This is a genomic window from Oceanobacillus sp. M60 (assembly GCF_053839645.1).
Genome location: NZ_JBSSNH010000003.1, coordinates 78,981 through 98,702 on the forward strand (window position 1 = coordinate 78,981; position 19,722 = coordinate 98,702).

Sequence of the window (19,722 nt, forward strand, 5' to 3'; positions counted from 1 at the left end):
GTATAGGTTATTGAATGAAGGAAAGATTTTTTGAACGTAGGAGTGTAAATATTGACAATTGGAGCGTTCGTGGTTGGGGTTATATTGATAACCATTCATTTATTAACTAATCAGATACTGCCCTCTGATCGTATTAAAAGAGATCGTTGGCTGTCTTTTTCCGGAGGGATTGCAGCTGCGTATATCTTTGTCTATGTATTACCTGCTTTTCATGAAGAACAGGCAAGCTTGCAGGATACAGATGATTTGGCAATGGAATCGGAATTATATTTTGTTGGATTAATTGGTATGCTGCTTTTTTTCGGTATTCAAAATATAGTAAATCGGTCTTTGAACAGATCAGAGAAGGAGTCAGACACTGCTCAGGCAAAGGCCATTGAAAACCGCGTTTTTTGGGTGCAAATTATCTTTTTTAGCATTTATAATATGTTAATTTCATTTGTTGTTATTCAATCACAGGTACAAGGGATACAAGTCGCTTTTTATTCTTCAGCTATCGGCCTGCACTTTTTTGCAGTAGCTCATGATATGTGGAGAGAAAATTCAGAAATGTATAATAAATATGGCAGGTACGTGCTGGCAGCAGGAATCGTTATCGGCTGGCTGGTTGGTTCTTTTATAACCTTTAATACGCTTGTCCTCGCTGTTATTTTCTCTTTTATTTCCGGTGCGATGATTCTCAACGTTATCAAATATGAGATGCCGGAAGAAAGAGAGGCCCACTTTAAATGGTTTTTAACAGGGGCTGTAGGATATGCAGTTATTGTTTTAATGTTAAAATTTTTCTTTGACTGGTAACAAGGCCAATATTCTCTTTGATATAAAAAAATCATTTGATACGCTCCCTTTATAGCAGCTGGAGATTTCTCTCCTGCTATGAAGGGAGTTTTTCGTATGTCTTCTAAATACCGGAAAGATTGTACAATAAGCACTTGCTAATGATTCCTATCATCAAACTGCGGAAAAGTGTTGGAAATCCAAGCTAAATCTAAAAGACGAGGAAAAATGACAAGGAGCGTTTTCTAGAATTTTGGCCCAGATAAAACAGAATAACAATATTTCGAATGAAAATCTGATATTCTATTTCAATTTTTAGAAGCATACTCTAATACAAACCAAAAGTACAGCTTGGAATATTCAGATACGTACGATAACGTTCAAAACGGATAAATACTATATGAAAGAAAAGCGAGGTCGGAGCGGATATGAAACTTCATTTAACAGGTGATGTATCACAGGTGAAAAAAGGACTGAAGCAGCTTTTAAAGGATTTGGGTATTGAATTATCCAAGGATGGGCATCCCATTCATGTGAGTCAAAGAGAAGGGCCCCTTTCTGTAAAAAATGAAAATAAGGAAGGTGAAATCTTATTTCAGGAAAAGATTCATTTTTTTAGAGGAATTGGATTATGGCTGGAGCATTTTTATACGGAAAAAGATTTTACCCTTGTGGAGTATCCTCAATTTGCGATGAAGGGTGCGATGCTGGATTCCTCACGAAATGCAGTTATGACGGTAGACGGAATAAAGGATTTATTGCGAAAAATGGCCATGATGGGGTTAAATACGCTGATGATTTATACAGAAGATACATATGAAGTGAAGGAATATCCCTATTTTGGCTATATGCGTGGAAGATATACAGAAGGGGAACTCAGGGAATGTGATCAGTATGCAGCGGATTTAGGGATTGAAATGATTCCTTGTATTCAAACATTAGCTCATTTAACCGAGGCTTTAAAATGGAACTATGCCATCCCTCTCCGCGATACAGCCGATATTTTATTGGCCGGTTCAAAGGAGACGTATACATTTTTAGAACATCTTATTGAAGCTGCAAGCCGTCCCTTCCAATCCAAACGGATTCACATTGGAATGGATGAAGCACATCAGCTGGGATTAGGGAAATATTTGGATAAACATGGCTATGAAAAAAGATTCGATATTATGAATAAACATTTGCAAGAGGTAACAGCTATTACAGAGAGAAAAAAGCTGAAGCCGATGATTTGGAGTGATATGTATTTCCGCCTTGGGTCCAAGCATGGAGGATATTATGATCTGGAAGCGGATATTCCTGAATCGGTCATCGCATCGATTCCAGCTACGCAGCTTGTTTACTGGGATTATTACCATGATGATGAAGCATTTTATCGTACATTTATTCAGAAGCACAAAGCATTAAAGTATAATCCCGTATTCGCGGGCGGAGTGTGGACGTGGAATGGAATCTCCCCGAATTATGGAAAAGCTTTTGCCACCACGGAAGCGGCTTTACGTGCTTGTAAAAAAGAGAATATCAAGGAAGTATTCGTCACGATGTGGGGGGACAATGGAGCGGAGACACCAATGATGACGGCTTTGCCGGTCCTGCAGTTATTTGCCGAACATGCTTATCAGGAATCCTTTTCCTATGTCCATTTGCAGAAACGGTTTCGTTTTTGTACGGGTGCTTATTTTGATGATTTTATGCTGTTCAATCAATTGGATGAAACGCCTGGGGTCAGTAAGCATAATTTACAAACCTCCAATCCCTCCAAGCTGTTATTATGGCAGGATATTTTAATTGGTTTGTATGATGAGAATATCAAAAATCTGCCTTTAAACAAACACTATAAGCTTTTAACGGTTAAATTAGAGCGTGCAGCAAAAAGAAATAAGGATTGGAGCCTGTTGTTCCATTTTTACCGGCAATTATCCCATGTGCTCAGTATCAAAGCGGAAATAGGCAGAAACTTAAAAGTAATATATGATAACCAAAATCGGGGAATGCTTCAAGATATGCTCCCTATCTTAGAAGAGATCAAAGAGCGTGTGGATACATTGCGAAAAACACATCGCGCCCTATGGTTTTCTCTCCATAAGCCCTTTGGCTGGGAAATTATTGAGATTCGGTATGGCGGCGTGCTTACACGAATCGATACGGTAATGTACCGCCTCAATCAATACATTGGAGGAGAAATCAATAAAATAGAGGAGCTGGAGGAAGATCGGCTTTATTTTGAAGGTCCGTATCCGATGCAGGAAGGTTCATTAGGCAGAAATTTATACCATCGTATTGTCACAGCAGGAAATCTATCCTGATTTCTATGCGATTAAATAAAGGAGGATATTTTGTGAGTAATAAGAAGTTAGCAAGAAAAATTGGGCAGCTGCTCGTTGTCGGGTTTAACGGAAAAGCAATCACGCCCGAAATAAAAGAATTGATTCATGATTATCATGTTGGCTCCATCATTTTGTTTAGCCGGAATATCGGTGAGCCGGAAGAGGTTCTTCAATTGACTTCCAGTTTACAAAAGGAAGCAAAAGCCGCCGGATATGAAAAGCCCCTATTTATTTGTCTGGATCAGGAAAACGGGGTCGTCAGCAGAATGCATCAAGGGATGACAACCTTTCCAGGAGCGATGGCGCTTGGTGCAACAGATGAACCGCAGCATGCATATAAGATCGGTTTAGCAACGGGAAGAGAATTAAAAGCACTGGGAATCAATTGGAATCTGGCGCCGGTCTTAGACGTGAATAATAATCCTGAGAATCCAGTTATCGGTGTGCGCTCTTTTAGTGAAAACCCCCAAAAGGTTGCAGCATTTGGAAAAGCAATGATGAAAGGACTGCAGGCTGCAGGTGTGATGACATCGTTAAAGCATTTTCCCGGTCATGGGGACACCAGTGTAGATTCTCATTTAGACTTACCGGTGATATCGCATGAGATGGAACGGCTGGAAAACGTGGAATTAGTTCCATTTCAAGCATGTATTCAAGCTGGAGCAGACACTGTCATGGCTGCTCATGTGTATTTTCCGGCAATTGAGCCGAAAGCAAATACGCCTGCAACCTTATCGAAGCAGGTGTATGTGAAACTGTTACGAAAGAAGCTTGGATTTCAAGGAGCGATTACAACGGATTGCATGGAGATGAAAGCGATATCAAACTCCGTTGGAACAGAGAAAGGTGCAGTAAAAGCACTGCAGGCGGGTACGGATTTTGTCATGGTTTCCCATACGCATCCTGTTCAAAAAGGAACGATACAGGCAATTACCGATGCTGTAGAAAACGGGGAATTACATGCATCCCGTATCGAAGCATCATTTCAGCGCATCCAGCTGTTAAAAGAAAAGTATACCTCCTGGAAGGATACCTTAGTACCGGATAAAGAAAAAGCTTTACAAATCGTCGGTTCAAAGGAGCATCATCAGCTCGCCCGGAAAGTGTATAGAGAAAGCGTCACAACGGTGCATAATCATCAGCTGCTGCCGTTAAAAGTAGATAAACAGCTGCAAATCCTTGTATTAGAACCATCCCACAGCTTCATGACGCAGGTGGAAGATAAAACATCGCAGCAGAAGTCACTTGGCTCAGCAGTAAAGGAGTATATTCCGCACGCAGCTGTGGAGGTGTATGACGAAAATAAACTGGAGCATGAGCTGGAAAAGCTTGTTCACGCTGCTAAAAAAGTTGATTATCTCATTTTAGGAACAATGACTGTGACGGAAAAGAGCCCTGTTATTGCGTTTGTTAATCAATTAGTAAAAGATAATAGCAATATTATTGGCGTTGGCATGCGGAATCCATATGATTTTCATTATCTAAACAAACTGCGAGCCTTTATCAATACCTATGAACCTGGTTATCCTGCATTACAGGCAGCCGCTGGAGTAATTTTTGGCAGGGAAAAAGCGAGAGGCACACTCCCGGTCAATATTTGATAGCAGCATGATCATTAAAGCTGTTAATTAGCTGAGAGAGAAAAATACGAAAGGGGGAGGGGAAGGTGAGCTAAATAATAGGGGGGACAAAAGCTGCTGCTCACAGTATCTGAATAGAAGAAATGCAATATCTTGCATTTTATTTAATTAAAATCTATATAAGTTGAAATATTTAAACTAATCTTTCCACCTAATAAAATTAAGCACTATAACTAGCGTAGTGTATTTCCGGAGCGGTTGCTAGAAGGTAAAATTTTTATTTCAACTTATATAGAAAAATAAAATAGGGGGAGGTTTTTGAGTGAAAAAGAATAAGAAAATCTTATTTCTATTATGCATCTCCTTTTTTTCCGTGCTGGTTGCGTGCAGTAAGGATGAAAAAGAAGCTGTCGGGGGAAGTGAGGATGCACTCGAAAATCTGAATCAAGAAGGGATGCCAATCGTGGAGGAGGAAATCACGATTGATGTATTTGCAGGTAAAGCTGCTTCAGCGGCAGATGATTGGAATGATGTTCCTGTTTTAAACGAATATGAAAAAATGACGAATATCGATATGAACTGGAATCAGGTTCCGGTTGACGGGTTAGAAGAAAAAAGAAATTTAGCGTTAGCAAGCGGCGATTTGCCGGATCTTTTCTATGGTTCTTATATGCCTAATTCTGATTTATATAAATACGGCGAGCAGGGCATTTTCATTCCGCTTAATGATTTGATTGATGAATATGCTCCCAATATCAAGGCATACCTGGAGAAATATCCTGAAATCAAACAAGGAATCACATTTCCAGATGGAAATATCTACGCCATTCCCCGGTTAAGAGATCCAGAATCGCCGACATCCTTGATGGATGATAAGCCATGGATAAACCAAGAAATCCTGGATGAGACCGGAACGGATAATCCGGAAACGACGGACGAATTTTATGAATATTTAAAAGCAGCCAAAGAATTATCCGTTGATGGAAATGAAGTGATTCCATTTAGCAGTGTGTCGATGGATCGTTTATTCCATTGGCTGACCGGTGCATTCGGAGTATCGAATAAAGGAATTTTGCATCCTTCCATTGATGAAGATCCGGAAACGGGAGAACTGCGTTTTTACCGTACAGCGGATGAGTATAAACAATTGCTTGAATATATGAACAAACTATATACAGAAGGCTTGATTGAACAAAATATCTACTCGATTGAAGTCGATCATTTTCTGGCGAATGGAGCAGAAGGAAAATATGCAGCCATGAACTTCTTTAATCCTAAGGATTATTTTGGAGAAGAAGTCGGGGGACGTTATATTCCAGGTAATGCACTGGAAGGTCCGAATGGAGATAAGCTGTTTACCTCTGTCATTTCACCAGTAAATAGTCTGGGGCATTTTTCCATTACCAATGTCAATGAAAACCCGGAAGCAACGATTCGCTGGATTGACTATTTCTGGAGTGACGAAGGGGCGAAGATGTTCTTTATGGGATTAGAGGGAGAAACTTATGAAGAAACGTCGGATGGGCCGGAATTAACGGAAGAAATTACAAATAACCCAAATGGGTTAACGGTTCAAGAAGCATTGGCGCAGTATATCATTAACCCGGGCGGAGGACATCCAGTAATTGAAAATCCGGAATATTCGACAGCACCTGAATTTCAGCCGGAAGATCTCGAAAACGCAGAAAACATGGCCCCCTATCTGATTGAAGAGCCTTGGCCGTTTTTCTTCTATGAAGAAGAGGAACAGGCGGCGCTGGATTCTTTAGGGGCGGATATTCAGAAGTATGTTGGAGAGATGGAAGCACAATTTGTTACGGGAGAAACGTCCTTTGATGAGTGGGATAATTATGTGAAGACATTGGAAGAAATGGGTCTCGATGAGTATATGGAAATTCAAAACGAAGCACTGAAACGCTATGAAGAAGGACAGTAAGTAATAGCCTCATTAGAAAACTTGGCATTCGGATGAATGCCTTAGTTGGGACTGCGATTACTCGTCCCATCGAAGAGCTTTTGCACTTATGCAAATAGGGAAGTTTATATTTGCCAAGTGGAAAAAAGGGAGAAGCCCCTTCCTTTTTTCCGCCTTATATTAAAATAAAAAAAGCTTGGAGGTACTTCCTGTGAAAATGAAAAAGAAATTCATGATGCTGGCAGCTGTGCTGCTGATTGCTTTATCGGCGTGTAATAACGACGATAAGGCTGATGTCGGCGGCAGTGAAGAGGCGTTAAATAACTTAAATACAGAAGGCATGCCAATTGTAGAGGATACGATTGAATTAGAGGTTTTTGCCGGGAAAGCAGCAACGACGGCGGATGATTGGAATGATGTGCTGCTTTTGAATGAATATGAAGAAATGACAAATATGGATATCACATGGAATATGGTGCCGGCAGATGGATTGGAGGAAAGAAGAAATCTGGCTCTGGCCAGCGGCGATTTGCCGGATGTATTTTACTCTGCTAACCTGCCTGTTTCCGATGTTCAAAAATATGGAAGTCAGGGCACATTTATCCCTTTAAATGATTTGATTGAGGAATATGCGCCAAATATCAAAAAGGTCCTTGATGAAAACCCGGATATTCGGAAAGGGATTACGTTCCCGGACGGAAATATCTATTCCATCCCGACCGTCTATTCCCCTGATTTTTCGTCCTTATTGATTGGAGCAAAAGGGTGGATAAATGGAGATTGGCTGGAGCAATTAGAGATGGATAATCCAGAAACAACCGAAGAATTCTATGAATATTTGAAAGCGGTGAAAGAAACAGATTTAAATGGGAACGGAAAAAATGATGAAATTCCATTAAGCAGTGTAGCGGAAATGTCCCGTATCATTCATTGGATTTCAGGAGCATTTGGGGTTCAAAACCGCGGGCAGCTTCATACCTTGATCGACAGTGACCCAGATTCAGAGGATATCCGTTTTTATCCGATTGCGGATCAATACAAGGAAATGTTGGAATATTTAAATAAGCTTTACGAGGAAGGGCTGATTGAGCAAAATATTTATTCCTTGGAAGTCGATCAGCATTTAGCAAGTGCGGCAGATGATCTTTATGGCGCTGTGCAATTCTATAACCCAATGGAATTATACGGAAAAGAAGTAGGCGAGCAGTTTATCCCGGGCAATGCTTTAGAAGGTCCGGATGGAACAAAAATGTATACGGGGATCACTTCACCGGTTCTTTCGTTAGGGAACTTTCTGATTACCAGTGAAAATGAAAACCCTGAAGCGGCATTAAGATGGATTGATTATTTCTGGAGTGAAGAAGGACAGAAAATGTTCTTTATGGGCATCGAAGGAGAAACCTATGAAGAAACAGAGGAAGGTCCGAAGCTGACAGAAGAAATCACGGATAATCCAGACGGCTTAACGCTGACACAGGCACTTGCCAAGTATATTATCAATCCCGGCGGCAATCACCCGGTTATCGTTACAGATGAATACTTTACCGGTTCAGAGAATGCGCCGGCAGATGTAGAAGCTGCGGAACAGCTGGAGCCGTATTTGATTGATGAAATTTGGCCGGCATTTACGTATACAGCTGAAGAAAATGACCGTATCGCTGTATTGGAAACAGATTTACAAAAATATGTAGAAGAAATGCAGGCTGGTTTTATTACGGGAGAAAATGATTTCTCTGAATGGGATGCCTATGTGGAAACGATTCAAGAGATGGGCTATGACGAATATATGGAAATCCAGCAGGCAGCCTATGAACGCTATCAAGAAAATTAACGGCTTGTCATCCTGAACAGAAGTTGAATTTATCGGTGTCTGGAGGGGAATCCAGACACCGATAAATAGGGGGTTAAAGAATGAAGGGAGTTAAAAATGACGTTTCTGTCCCAGCCCAAAGTAAATTTTATCAAGTGAAAAAGAATTTTGCCCGTAATTGGCAAATATATGTCTTTTTGCTTCCGGCGGTTGCGTATTTTATCATATTGCATTATATCCCGATGTACGGTGTCCAGATTGCCTTCAAGAACTTTTTTGCCAACCTTGGAATCTGGGGGAGCCCTTGGATAGGATTTGATCACTTTGAGCGTTTTTTTAATTCGTATTATTTTTGGAGGCTGCTTAAAAATACACTGGTTTTAAGTGCGTATCAATTAATCTTATTTCCATTGCCTATTATTCTCGCACTCTCTCTGCATGAAGTGAGAAATAGAATGTTTAAAAAGTGGGCTCAGACATTAACCTATGCGCCGCATTTTATTTCTGTCGTTGTTGTGGTAGGGATGATTGTTATCTTCTTAGACCCGACAACAGGCTTAGTCAATCGTCTGATTGTTGTTTTTGGCGGAAGTCCGATTGATTTTCTGACAAGCCCAGGCTGGTTCCGGCACATTTTTACATGGTCTGGTGTCTGGCAAACGCTCGGATGGGGATCGATTATTTATCTGGCGGCATTATCCGGTGTTAATCCGGAATTACATGAAGCGGCAAAGGTGGATGGTGCATCCCGGCTGCAGCGTATTTTCCATATTAATATCCCAAGTATTTTGCCGACAATCGTTGTGTTATTTATTTTAAATATCGGCAGCTTTATGACCGTCGGCTTTGAAAAAGTGCTGCTGATGCAAAATAATTTAAATGCCAAAACATCGGATGTAATCCAGACATTTGTGTATCAAACAGGTCTGCTGGAAGGGCAATACAGCTTTGCGGCGGCAATCGGGCTGTTCGATTCAGCAATCAATATTGCATTGTTGGTCGTGTTTAATTATACAGCCAGAAAGGTAAGCGGCAACAGTCTATGGTAAGGAGGTTTAGAAGATGAAGAGGTTTACGCTCTCAGATAGAGGATTTGACTGGATCAATACCATATTTCTTCTCATTATTTTAGTATTGATTGTCTATCCATTGATCTTTGTTCTAAGTGCCTCTATCAGTGATCCGCAAGCAGTCAGCTCAGGCAGGATGTGGCTCTGGCCGGTCGATATTACGTTTAAAGGATATGAGCGTGTATTTGCCAATGATGCTATTTGGCTCGGCTATAAAAACACCATTATTTACACATTTGTAGGAACGGCCATTCACTTATTTGTTTTATTGCCTTGTGCATACGCCTTGTCACGTAAAGAATTAATGGCTAAAAAATTTATCCTCTGGTTTATTTTATTTACCATGCTGTTTAACGGAGGTTTAATACCTACGTACCTTGTTGTCCAATCCCTGGCAATGCTCGATACAATGTGGGCGATTATTATTCCGAACGTGGTAGGAGCCTGGTCCATTCTGGTTGCAAGAGCCTTTTTCCAGCAAAGTATTCCGGATCAATTAGTAGAAGCATCTAAAATTGACGGAGCTTCTGATTTCTATATATTTATACGGGTTGTATTGCCGTTGTCTTTGCCGATTATTGCGGTGATGGCACTGTTTCATGCAGTGAATTTATGGAACCAGTATTTTAACGCTTTGATTTATTTATCCGATCGTGATAAGTACCCATTGCAATTGATTCTAAGAGAGATTCTCGTGGTGAACCAGATGCAATTGAATGATCCAGGCGGGTCAGCCGAATCGCTGGTGGATCAGGTAAAAACAGCCGGTCTGATCAAATATGCAGTGATTATTGTATCGTCACTACCATTATTATTAGTTTATCCATTTGTCCAGCGATTTTTTGTACAGGGTGTATTAATCGGATCGATTAAAGAATGAAATAGACGGGAGGGATGGCGATGAACGGATTTATAGATGGATATTATCGTTTTGCTGTATGGATTACGAGATTTGCTTATCTCAATTTACTATGGATTGCTTTCTCGCTGGTCGGACTTGGTGTAGTTGGATTTTTCCCGGCTACGGCAGCGATGTTTGCAGTGGTGCGGAAGTGGGTCCATGGAGAGAAGGATATTCCTGTCTTCCAGGTTTTTTGGAAAAACTATAAAAAAGAATTTCTGAAAATCAATGTTTTAGGATATCTACTGGCTGGAACAGGATATCTCATGATAATGGAATTTCGAATTTTACGGACACAGGAGCATATCGCCTATACGATGGCAAGCTTTGCTGTTGTCGGATTGTTTTTGTTATTCACTGTGATTGTACTCTATCTTTTCCCTATTTATGCCCATTTTCAATTACGGGCAGTGGACTATATCAAATGGGCACTGCTTATTGGAATCGGTCATCCTTTATTAACCATCTTTCTTCTGGGCATCGTCATGGCGCTTATCTACCTTTTGTTTATTACCATTCCCGCTGTCCTCTTTTTCTTTGGCGGAAGTGTGATCGCATATATTTTGATGTGGGGAACGCATTTAACCTTTGCCAAAATGGAGGAAAGCCTTGCATAAATGATGTACGGAGGTGGAACGATTGGTACGGTTAGGTTTGGATATATTTTTAGAGAAAGGATATAAACGAGTGGAAGGGCAGCGGATTGGCCTGGTTACGAATATGACAGGAGTAAACGAAAAACTGCAGCCATCCATCGATTTGTTTACGGAGCATCCGGCAATTCATCTGACGGCCTTATATGCTCCGGAACACGGCATCCGCGGAGATGCGAAAGAAGGGCAGGAGGTATCCTCTTCCATAGATGCTAAAACAGGGCTGCCGGTATACAGTTTGTACGGAGAGACAAGAAAGCCAAGTCAAGAGATGCTTGCAGATGTGGATGTGCTGGTCTTTGATTTACAGGATATCGGTTCAAGATACTATACGTACATTTATACCATGGCTTATGTGATGGAGGCGTGTATGGAATATGGAAAGAAGCTGATTGTCCTTGACCGGCCCAACCCGGTGTCCGGTCTGAACATGGAGGGGAATCTGGTCGAACCGGATGTGCGTTCCTTTGTCGGTTTGCTGCCAATCCCGAATCGGCACGGCATGACTATAGGGGAATTGGCATGGTTATTTAAAAAGGAATTTGCTTACGCATGCGACCTTTCTATTGTGCCGATGGAGGGCTGGAAACGCCGTATGTATTTTGATGATACGAATTTATTCTGGATTCCGCCATCGCCGAATGTGCCTGTGGTTGATACGGCTATTTTATATCCTGGCACCTGTCTTTTGGAAGGAACCAATGTATCCGAGGGAAGAGGGACAGCGAAACCGTTTGAGTGGATTGGCGCTCCTTTTATAGAAGGGCAGAAGCTGGCGAAAGTATATAATGATAAAAAAATTCCTGGCGTGCTCGCCCGCCCTGTATCTTTTGTTCCGACTTATCAAAAACATGAAGGTGAAATCTGTGGCGGTGTACAGCTTCATATCGAAAACCGCCATACACTTCATGCCTTACGAGCAGGGGTCACTTTAGTGGAAACCATCGCAGCACTCTATCCGAATCAATTTCAATTTATCGAAAATGAAAATGGGAAGTATTTTTTTGATTTACTGGCAGGAACCAAGCGTTTAAGGAAATACATCTTAGCTGGAGAAGCAGAAAAGTATATAGAGGAAGGCCAACAGGAGCTGGGGAAATTTAAAAAAACGCGAAAAAAATATCTTTTATATCGTTAGAATCATTACGGCAGTTATGCATCCCTCTACAATTACTGAACCGAGGAGTTATTGGATTTAATCAAAAACAGGTTCTTCTGTGAAGAGAGAAAAAGAAATGAGTTGATCCTATTGCCTTTTATAAACGGTGGAATAACGAGAATCAATGAAATGCTTTTGAGTCTCCCGCCATCTGAAAAGAAGATTGCTGATTATATTTTAAAAAACCCGGAAAAAGTCATTTCATTAACTGCCAAGGAGCTCGGGAAACGCAGTGAAACAAGCGGCGCAGCAGTTATCCGATTATGCAAGTCTTTGAATTTGAAGGGTTTTCACGATTTGAAAATCCGTATTGCGGGTGATTTGCAAAGAAAAGAAGAGTACGGATTCCGCGATATTGATCCGGATGAAACGTCTCTATCGATTATTGATAAAATGACAAATAACAGTATTCAAACGATAAGAGAAACAGCACAATTAATTGATATTGATCAACTGCAGACAGGAGTCCAATGGATGAATGACGCCTCAAAAATCCTATTTATCGGAGTCGGTGCATCGGGAATGATTGCACAGGATGCAGTTCAAAAATTTATCCGGATTAATAAAAACGCCTATGCCTTTGAAGACATGCATATTGCGGCAACAGTCATTGCCAATATGAGCGAAAACGATGTTGTTTTTGGCATTTCTTTTTCAGGAGAAACCGTTGAAATTGCAAATATGCTTCATCTTGCCAAAAAAAGAGGTGTGAAAACAATCAGTCTGACTAAATACGGAAAATGGCCGGTTACCGAGCATGCAGATATAAAACTGTATACATCTACGACAAGAGAACCTATTTTTCGGAGCGGCGCCACATCATCCCGAATCGTACAGCTGCAGGTCATGGATATTTTGTTTATGAGTGTAGCTGCCTTACAATATCCTGTTACCGTAAAGCATCTGGATGAGACAAGAGACGCGGTGGATTTCTTTAAAAAAGGGAATGAAAAGATAAAAAAATAAAGAAGATAAAAAGTGTTGCAAGGCTTCTTATTGCGGCATCAGAACAAGAATAAAAGCTTACTATACACATCCTCAAAAAAGAAAGGAGATGTGAAGCATGAAGCTGGAATCCTGGAATGACAGAAGAATAGATGCACTGGTTCAATTATGGAATCAGGAAATAGGAAAACATTTTCCAATGCGGAAGGAGCTGTTTAAACAAAATAGCTTTGAGGATGAGAATATATGCGAAAAAGCCTCCGCAATTGCTATCGATGAGGAAAATCATGTGGTAGGATTTGTTGTTGCAAAGAGATATCAGGAAAAAAAGGAAGCGGGTATGAGCAAGGAAATCGGGTGGATCCAAGTACTTCTTGTGGCGGAGAACCGGAGAAATCAAGGAATTGGCTTCTTATTGTTAGCAAATGCTGAAACGCATTTAAAGGCTGCCGGTGTAAAACAAATTCTGCTGGGACGTGACCCATGGCATTATTTTCCCGGTATCCCCATGGAATTGGCAGAAGCAAAATCCTGGTTTGAACAGAAAGGATATCAAAACAGCGGGATAGAGCATGACATGATTCGAACTTATGATGCCCATGATGAAGCGGCAATTCCCAAAATAGCAGGGATAGAATGCCAGGTGTTAGATTTAAAAGATAAGGACTTATTTCTTGATTTTTTACATCGGTGTTTCCCGGGAAGATGGGAATATGAAGCAATTCATTATTTTCATAAGGGCGGTACAGGAAGAGAATTTGCGATTCTAAAAAAAGGGCAGCGAATCATTGGGTTTTGCCGAATGAATGATGAAAAATCACCTTTCATCGCTCAAAATGTATACTGGGCTCCTTTGTTTCAGGAGGAATTAGGCGGGGTTGGACCTTTAGGAGTGGATGCGAACGAACGCGGGAAAGGATATGGATTAGCTGTTGTGGAAGCAGGAATCGGTTTTTTAAGAGAACGGGGCGTCTCCCGCATTGTCATTGATTGGACAGGGCTGACAGCTTTTTATAATAAATTGGGATACACTGTTTGGAAGAGCTATGCTGGGTATAGTAAGGATTTGTAAATACGTATTTGTTTTAAATGTATAGAAACAAACAGAAGTTAATTGCTGTTATACTAACAATAACAAAACAAAAAATTGGAGAAATGAATATGAATATAGAACAACAACTTTATAAAGTAGCAGCAGACTTAGTAAAAAAGAGATATCCTTCTGGCTGGGGCGGTGCAGCGGCGATGTATACCGAATCTGGCCATATATTGACAAGCGTTGCCCCGGAGGTGATTAATGCTTCTACAGAATTATGTATGGAAACAGGAGCGATTTTAGAAGCACATAAACTAAATACCAAAATAACGCACTCAATTTGTATTGCCAGAGAGGATGAAAATGCATCATTCGTTATCTTAACGCCATGCGGTGTTTGTCAAGAGCGTCTTTTTTACTGGGGAGAAGGCGTAAAAGCAGCAATAACAAATTCGAATAATGAAATTGAATTTAAAGCGTTAAAAGAGCTACAGCCGTATCATTGGTATAAGGCTTATGAAAATGAGGGGTGAAATACAATTTTAACAAGAGCGAGAAGAGGAGGGCTAAATATATTTGGCCCTCCTCTTCCTATATTCCCATATGCTATTCATAAGCCTCTCCAGAAACTCTAAACAAAGACTTATCCTCAATTTTATGCGTAACAAACATCAGAACAACGCCAAAGAAAATCATTCCACCGGCGACAAAGGTGATTTCTCTATAGGAAAATTGATTCGTTAATAAGAGACTGCCTAATGTTGCCCCAATCGAATTTGCTAAATTAAATACAGATGCAGCTATCGTTCCCGATAAGGCTGGCGCTTCTGTTGCTGCCAAGATGATCTTTGCATTTAATATTGGTGTGGTTCCAAAGGTTCCGGCACCGAATAAGAAGCAGGCAACATACGTCAAGATTGGGTTCATAAATAAGAACGTAATGGCAATCAGCACAGTGCCTAAAATAGTCATCGCTACAATTAACCGTTCCGTCAGTACTTCAGGCTGAATACTTCCAGAAACAAAATTACCAATAACTGCGCCTAATCCAAATAAGAATAAAGCAATTGTAATACTGGTTACATCAAAGCCTGCAATATCTCGAAGCATAGGCTCTGTAAACGTATAAGCGGTAAATACCCCGGAAAAGCCAAAGACAATAACGGCAATCAGCATCCAGACATTTTTATTCTTTAATACGGCCATTTCATTTTTTAACTTAGGAGTTTCGCTTTGCTTTATATTTGGTGTCACAATCATAAGACCAATTAAATTAATAACGCCCATCGCTGCAATAAACCAGAAAACGAGTCTCCAATCAAGTACGCCGCCGATATAGGAACCAAAAGGAACGCCAAGCATAATGGCAATCGTCAGTCCGCCCTGCACAGCAGCAATGGAGCTGGTACGTTTATGAGGCTGAGAAATTTCAACTGCCATGCTCATACATAGTCCAAAGAATGGGGCATGCATAATTGCAGAGAAAAGTCTGGAAAGTAGCAGTACCTCAAAGGTTGGAGCGGTGGCCGCAATAATATTACTTATAATAAAGATGGAGATAAGTGCGATAAGCAGCGGCTTCGGTGAAAATTTAACCGTTAATATCCGAAGCAGCGGGCCGCAGACAGCAACACTGATCGCGTAAACGCTGAGCAGTAACCCAGTGGTTGAAACAGGCACATCTAAATCTGCCGCAAACTGTGTTAATAAACCAGTAACGGCATACTCTGTCATTCCAATCGCAAATGTACCAATCATAAATACAAATAGAATCGTATTACGGGAGAATTTCATCGTCATTTTAACACTTCCTTTCTGTCCGTCTAAAAAAACAATAGCACTATCATAGTGGAACAGAGACCTATTGTCTAGGTATCTGTTTGAAAAAAATAAAGAAATAATTTTCAGATTAATGGAAGCGCAGAGCAAATGCTTGCTGTGTAAAAAATAGGTTTTTTGAAGCTGTAAATAAGAGCAAATGAAAAGAAGTAGAAAAGCTAAAAAATGGTATAATAAAAGAATCTTGATTCCGTGAAGGAGGATATAATAATGACAGCAGACACAAATAAGATTGTGCCCCATCTTTGGTTTGATAAAGAAGCAAAAGAGGCAGCGGCTTTCTATACGTCCGTTTTTCCAGATTCTCAGATAATCAGTGAATCGGTTATTCCAGACACCCCATCAGGAGATTGCGATTTGGTTTCTTTTGATTTATGGGGGCAGCGATTTATGGCAATCAGTGCAGGGCCTTATTTCTCATTCAATCCATCCATTTCGTTTATGGTAAATTTTGATCCGGCAAGAGATAAAAACGCTGCCGAACAGCTTGAAGCAGTTTGGGAAAAGCTGTCTGATGGCGGTGTACCGCTGATGCCGCTTGACTCGTACCCTTTTAGTAAAAAATATGGCTGGATACAAGATAAATATGGATTGTCCTGGCAGCTTATTTTGACGAACCCGGAAGGCGAGGAGCGCCCGCTGATTCTTCCATCTATGATGTTTACAGGGGAAAATGGAGGAAGAGCAGAGGAAGCCGTTCAATTTTATTTATCTATTTTTAACGACAGTAAAAAAGGGAACATGGCTTATTACCCGGCAGGAATGGAACCAAATAAGGAAGGCACGGTTATGTTTTCCGATTTTGCACTTGAAAATGTCTGGATAACGGCAATGGATAGCGGACTGGAGCATGGTTTTCAATTTAACGAAGCTGTTTCTTTGCTGGTTAACTGTGATACACAGGAAGAGATTGATCATTATTTTGAACAGTTGTCAGCTGTACCTGAAGCAGAGCAGTGCGGTTGGTTGAAGGACAAGTTCGGTGTTTCCTGGCAGATTTCCCCAAGTGAGATGGATGAAATGATGGGGAAGAATGCCACAAAGGAACAAATTGCCAGAGTGAATCAGGCAATGATGCCAATGAAAAAATTGGATATAGAGACATTGCGAAAGGCATATAGGGGGTAGTAAGATGTATCAATTAAAAACGAAAGAAACAGATAGTAGTGTCATTGAATTTATTGAGCAGGTAGAGCAGCTGAAGAAGCGGGAGGATGCATACCGTCTGCTGGATTTATTTACAGAAACGACGGGGTTTGAGGCGAAAATGTGGGGGCCGAGCATTATCGGTTTTGGCAGGTATCATTATAAATATGATTCTGGTCATGAAGGAGATGCCCCTTTAGTCGGCTTCTCTCCGCGTAAAGCAAAAATCAGTCTTTATTTTGCGACAGGTGATACAGAGCGGGAGCATTTGCTTGCGAGGTTTGGCAAGCATACAACTGGCAAGGCCTGTGTGTATATTAATAAAGTAGCAGATATTGATGAAGAAATATTAAAGGAATTAATCAAACAGTCGGTGACGTTTTTACAGGAGAAGTATCCGGAAAAGTAGGTGGATTCTTAAGTTTGCCATCCGAAGACTCAAGCAAGGCCAGAAGGATAATAAGACGTATGAAATCAAACATTCATACGGCTTATTTATTTTATCATTCCTTCTGAATCAAGCATCAATTACCCAGTGTTCTTTTAAGTAGCAGGCTAGCTGAGCATTTAACACATCCTCTGAATCTTTTAAAGAAATCTGAAGAGCGGATTCGATTTTATGAATGCGCTGATATAATGTATTAACGTGAATATGAAGAGCTTTTGCCGTTTCCTGCATACTCTGGTTATGCTGCATATAAATTTGCAGTGTTTCAACGAGATGTGAGTCATTTCCGTTAGGAGCCATGATTGGTTCAAAAAAATCATCAACAAAAGAACGTATTTCTTCTTCTGAATGAGATAGGAAGAGCTGATTGATTCCGATATCTTTGAAATTTAAGTGCTTGTTCCATATCCTTTTTTCCTGCAGCTGATTTAGCGCTTTATAAGCTTCTTTATAACTTTTGCTAATTTGAACAAACTGAACTGCTCTTCCTCCAATTCCCGCGCGTGCTCTCACGGAAGTATTAGAAAGTACTTTAGAAACAAGCATTTCTGCTTCTTGTGCAGTGGAAGCCTTCAGCAAGGTAATGATGGATGAATCCTGCGTATATAGAACATGGAGGTGCTTTTCCAGCTGGTTTTTAAGAAAATGTAAAAAACGTTGCATATATAAGTTTATAAATGTAGGATTCATATCCAATGCCACTTCGAATATAAGTGCAAATACAGGCTGTGTTTTCTCCAGTTTAAGTTTTTTGGCCGCTTCTAACAACTCTGCATTTGTCTCGGCAAGAAGTAAATGCTGAAAGGCTTCTTCGGAGACTTTAAACTGATTGTTTGTTTCTGTTTGCCGATGTGTAAATTCAAGTGCCAGAATAGGAATGCCTTGTTCCAGCACCATTCGCTGTGTGGAAGACAGGGTCATTTTTGCCTCAAAAACAACGTATCCCAAACAGGTACTCGAACCCACGATGGGATACACCTGATGTAAATAATTCTTGGGAGACCGGACATAGAATGATGTACTTAAGGACTTGCTGTCATTCCATTTTTCGAGGTGTTTATCAATAAGATAGAAAGCCTCATTTTCATCCTCGTCAATAGAAAAATGGAAAGCATCGATCAATGAAAAAGAAAAACCAATAATTTTTTCTAAAGCATGTTTGATGTGGTAAATTCCTTTATTTTCTAAGGAAAGCTTTACGAGTCGTTCGTGAATTTCTGTCCGTTTTTGTAACAGGTGATTTTGTTTCTGCATCGCTTCAAAAATATTCGAATTATGTAACGCAATACTGATTTGATCAGCGAAATTTTTGAGCAATTCCAATTCAGATTTATCAAATGTTGCTTGTTTAAATTGATAAAGAATCAAAACACATTTAGTTTTTTTCTGTACTTTGACTGGAGCACATATAACAGATTTTACATCTTTAAAAGAATAGGCCCTCCCCAAATAACGAAGGTTCATATTAGACATATTCGCACTTGCTTGGAATACCTCACTGCTTGTCTGATATACTTTAGCCTCCCCCTCCTGAAATACGGAACCAATCATTCCTTCCCCGGGCTTCATTCTCATATGCTTCATTGTCTCGTTATCAACCAAGGCGGATGCTTTTCTGACTTTTAGGCATTTTTCCTGTTCATCATAAACCCATAACACGCCAACATCGGCTTCAGGGATAACTTCCATTGTCGTGTCAATCATTTTAGAAAGTAATTCATCCAGATTGGTTAAAGCTGTAATGGCATTGATACAATCGTAAATCTTCAGCAGCAGCCTTTTTTGAGTCTGTTCCATGATTCTTTGAGCATAAAAAGGAAGCTCACTGGAAAGCTGTGCTTCCATATCGTCCGAAAGCTTAAAAGAGGAAGGAAGCCGAAGGACATAACGTACATCATATGCGTATTGAAAATGGATGTCTTGACTTGTTTTTAACCCTCCGTCGGTATAGGCGATATCATTTGTAAGTAAGGGAAAATGAGTTGGCGGTTCAAAAATAGGCAATTCGTGATTATCTATTTGTTTAAATCGATTCGAGTTATTTTTTTGCCATAACTGATAAGGAACATCAAGTATGAATGTAAGGTTATCTGACATAATTAGCTCCTTTCAGAGT

General features: G+C 40.4%; 16 protein-coding genes. 14 read left to right on the plus strand and 2 right to left on the minus strand.

Going from position 1 to position 19,722, the window contains the following annotated elements; genetic code table 11:
* The first annotated feature begins 51 nt into the window (after nt 1–51).
* The 12 genes from ACW0TQ_RS08315 to ACW0TQ_RS08370 all read left to right on the plus strand — a co-directional run bounded on the left by ACW0TQ_RS08315 (nt 52) and on the right by ACW0TQ_RS08370 (nt 14,706).
* Entirely contained in the window at nt 52–798 is a 747-nt protein-coding gene (locus tag ACW0TQ_RS08315; RefSeq protein ID WP_042532548.1) for a DUF3270 family protein, read from the plus strand.
* A 407-nt stretch (nt 799–1,205) separates the two neighbouring features.
* Nucleotides 1,206–3,083, plus strand: a complete 1,878-nt coding sequence (locus ACW0TQ_RS08320) for a beta-N-acetylhexosaminidase (protein WP_256705890.1) — start codon at nt 1,206–1,208, stop codon at nt 3,081–3,083.
* A 32-nt stretch (nt 3,084–3,115) separates the two neighbouring features.
* Complete coding sequence (nagZ, locus tag ACW0TQ_RS08325) at nt 3,116–4,705, plus strand: beta-N-acetylhexosaminidase (protein WP_256705891.1); 1,590 nt, start codon at nt 3,116–3,118, stop codon at nt 4,703–4,705.
* 301 nt (nt 4,706–5,006) lie between these two features.
* Nucleotides 5,007–6,620, plus strand: coding sequence for an extracellular solute-binding protein (locus ACW0TQ_RS08330; RefSeq protein WP_455725533.1), 1,614 nt, complete (start codon nt 5,007–5,009; stop codon nt 6,618–6,620).
* Nucleotides 6,621–6,816: 196 nt separating this feature from the next.
* On the plus strand, nt 6,817–8,430 hold the full coding sequence (locus tag ACW0TQ_RS08335; RefSeq protein WP_212928857.1) for an extracellular solute-binding protein: 1,614 nt from the start codon (nt 6,817–6,819) through the stop codon (nt 8,428–8,430).
* A gap of 80 nt (nt 8,431–8,510) precedes the next feature.
* Nucleotides 8,511–9,458 (plus strand): ABC transporter permease, encoded by a 948-nt coding sequence (locus ACW0TQ_RS08340; RefSeq protein ID WP_042532558.1) that lies wholly within the window; start codon nt 8,511–8,513, stop codon nt 9,456–9,458.
* Nucleotides 9,459–9,471: 13 nt separating this feature from the next.
* Nucleotides 9,472–10,359 carry a carbohydrate ABC transporter permease gene (locus ACW0TQ_RS08345; protein WP_455725534.1) on the plus strand — a complete coding sequence of 296 codons (888 nt, stop codon included), beginning with the start codon at nt 9,472–9,474 and terminating at the stop codon, nt 10,357–10,359.
* Nucleotides 10,360–10,379: 20 nt separating this feature from the next.
* Nucleotides 10,380–10,997, plus strand: coding sequence for a YesL family protein (locus ACW0TQ_RS08350; RefSeq protein WP_042532561.1), 618 nt, complete (start codon nt 10,380–10,382; stop codon nt 10,995–10,997).
* 22 nt (nt 10,998–11,019) lie between these two features.
* Nucleotides 11,020–12,171 (plus strand): exo-beta-N-acetylmuramidase NamZ family protein, encoded by a 1,152-nt coding sequence (locus ACW0TQ_RS08355; RefSeq protein WP_226894778.1) that lies wholly within the window; start codon nt 11,020–11,022, stop codon nt 12,169–12,171.
* 111 nt (nt 12,172–12,282) lie between these two features.
* Nucleotides 12,283–13,158: a MurR/RpiR family transcriptional regulator gene (locus ACW0TQ_RS08360; RefSeq protein ID WP_084613031.1), complete on the plus strand. Its 876-nt coding sequence runs from the start codon at nt 12,283–12,285 to the stop codon at nt 13,156–13,158.
* A gap of 97 nt (nt 13,159–13,255) precedes the next feature.
* The gene (locus tag ACW0TQ_RS08365; RefSeq protein WP_455725535.1) at nt 13,256–14,209 is read left to right on the plus strand and encodes a GNAT family N-acetyltransferase; all 954 of its coding nucleotides are present in this window, start codon (nt 13,256–13,258) and stop codon (nt 14,207–14,209) included.
* 89 nt (nt 14,210–14,298) lie between these two features.
* Nucleotides 14,299–14,706 (plus strand): cytidine deaminase, encoded by a 408-nt coding sequence (locus ACW0TQ_RS08370; protein WP_193063039.1) that lies wholly within the window; start codon nt 14,299–14,301, stop codon nt 14,704–14,706.
* A gap of 73 nt (nt 14,707–14,779) precedes the next feature.
* On the opposite strand, the gene ACW0TQ_RS08375 is transcribed toward ACW0TQ_RS08370, so the two are convergent.
* Nucleotides 14,780–15,973, minus strand: coding sequence for an MFS transporter (locus ACW0TQ_RS08375; protein ID WP_455725536.1), 1,194 nt, complete (start codon nt 15,971–15,973; stop codon nt 14,780–14,782).
* A 249-nt stretch (nt 15,974–16,222) separates the two neighbouring features.
* Here ACW0TQ_RS08375 and ACW0TQ_RS08380 point away from each other — a divergent pair, with 249 nt between their 5' ends.
* Entirely contained in the window at nt 16,223–17,140 is a 918-nt protein-coding gene (locus ACW0TQ_RS08380) for a VOC family protein (RefSeq protein ID WP_042532572.1), read from the plus strand.
* Nucleotides 17,141–17,144: 4 nt separating this feature from the next.
* Nucleotides 17,145–17,567 carry a DUF1801 domain-containing protein gene (locus tag ACW0TQ_RS08385; RefSeq protein WP_042532574.1) on the plus strand — a complete coding sequence of 141 codons (423 nt, stop codon included), beginning with the start codon at nt 17,145–17,147 and terminating at the stop codon, nt 17,565–17,567.
* Nucleotides 17,568–17,675: 108 nt separating this feature from the next.
* On the opposite strand, the gene ACW0TQ_RS08390 is transcribed toward ACW0TQ_RS08385, so the two are convergent.
* The gene (locus ACW0TQ_RS08390) at nt 17,676–19,703 is read right to left on the minus strand and encodes a helix-turn-helix domain-containing protein (protein WP_455725537.1); all 2,028 of its coding nucleotides are present in this window, start codon (nt 19,701–19,703) and stop codon (nt 17,676–17,678) included.
* Between the last annotated feature and the right edge of the window lie 19 nt (nt 19,704–19,722).

What these genes read in the sequence shown, in the direction of transcription:
- ACW0TQ_RS08350 (WP_042532561.1), top strand. Translation starts at nt 10,380, where the DNA reads ATGAACGGATTTATAGATGGATATTATCGTTTTGCTGTATGGATTACG.
- ACW0TQ_RS08385 (WP_042532574.1), top strand. Translation starts at nt 17,145, where the DNA reads ATGTATCAATTAAAAACGAAAGAAACAGATAGTAGTGTCATTGAATTT.
- ACW0TQ_RS08390 (WP_455725537.1), bottom strand. Translation starts at nt 19,703, where the DNA reads ATGTCAGATAACCTTACATTCATACTTGATGTTCCTTATCAGTTATGG.
- ACW0TQ_RS08345 (WP_455725534.1), top strand. Translation starts at nt 9,472, where the DNA reads ATGAAGAGGTTTACGCTCTCAGATAGAGGATTTGACTGGATCAATACC.
- ACW0TQ_RS08320 (WP_256705890.1), top strand. Translation starts at nt 1,206, where the DNA reads ATGAAACTTCATTTAACAGGTGATGTATCACAGGTGAAAAAAGGACTG.
- ACW0TQ_RS08375 (WP_455725536.1), bottom strand. Translation starts at nt 15,973, where the DNA reads ATGACGATGAAATTCTCCCGTAATACGATTCTATTTGTATTTATGATT.
- ACW0TQ_RS08340 (WP_042532558.1), top strand. Translation starts at nt 8,511, where the DNA reads ATGAAGGGAGTTAAAAATGACGTTTCTGTCCCAGCCCAAAGTAAATTT.
- ACW0TQ_RS08370 (WP_193063039.1), top strand. Translation starts at nt 14,299, where the DNA reads ATGAATATAGAACAACAACTTTATAAAGTAGCAGCAGACTTAGTAAAA.
- ACW0TQ_RS08380 (WP_042532572.1), top strand. Translation starts at nt 16,223, where the DNA reads ATGACAGCAGACACAAATAAGATTGTGCCCCATCTTTGGTTTGATAAA.
- ACW0TQ_RS08365 (WP_455725535.1), top strand. Translation starts at nt 13,256, where the DNA reads ATGAAGCTGGAATCCTGGAATGACAGAAGAATAGATGCACTGGTTCAA.
- ACW0TQ_RS08335 (WP_212928857.1), top strand. Translation starts at nt 6,817, where the DNA reads ATGAAAAAGAAATTCATGATGCTGGCAGCTGTGCTGCTGATTGCTTTA.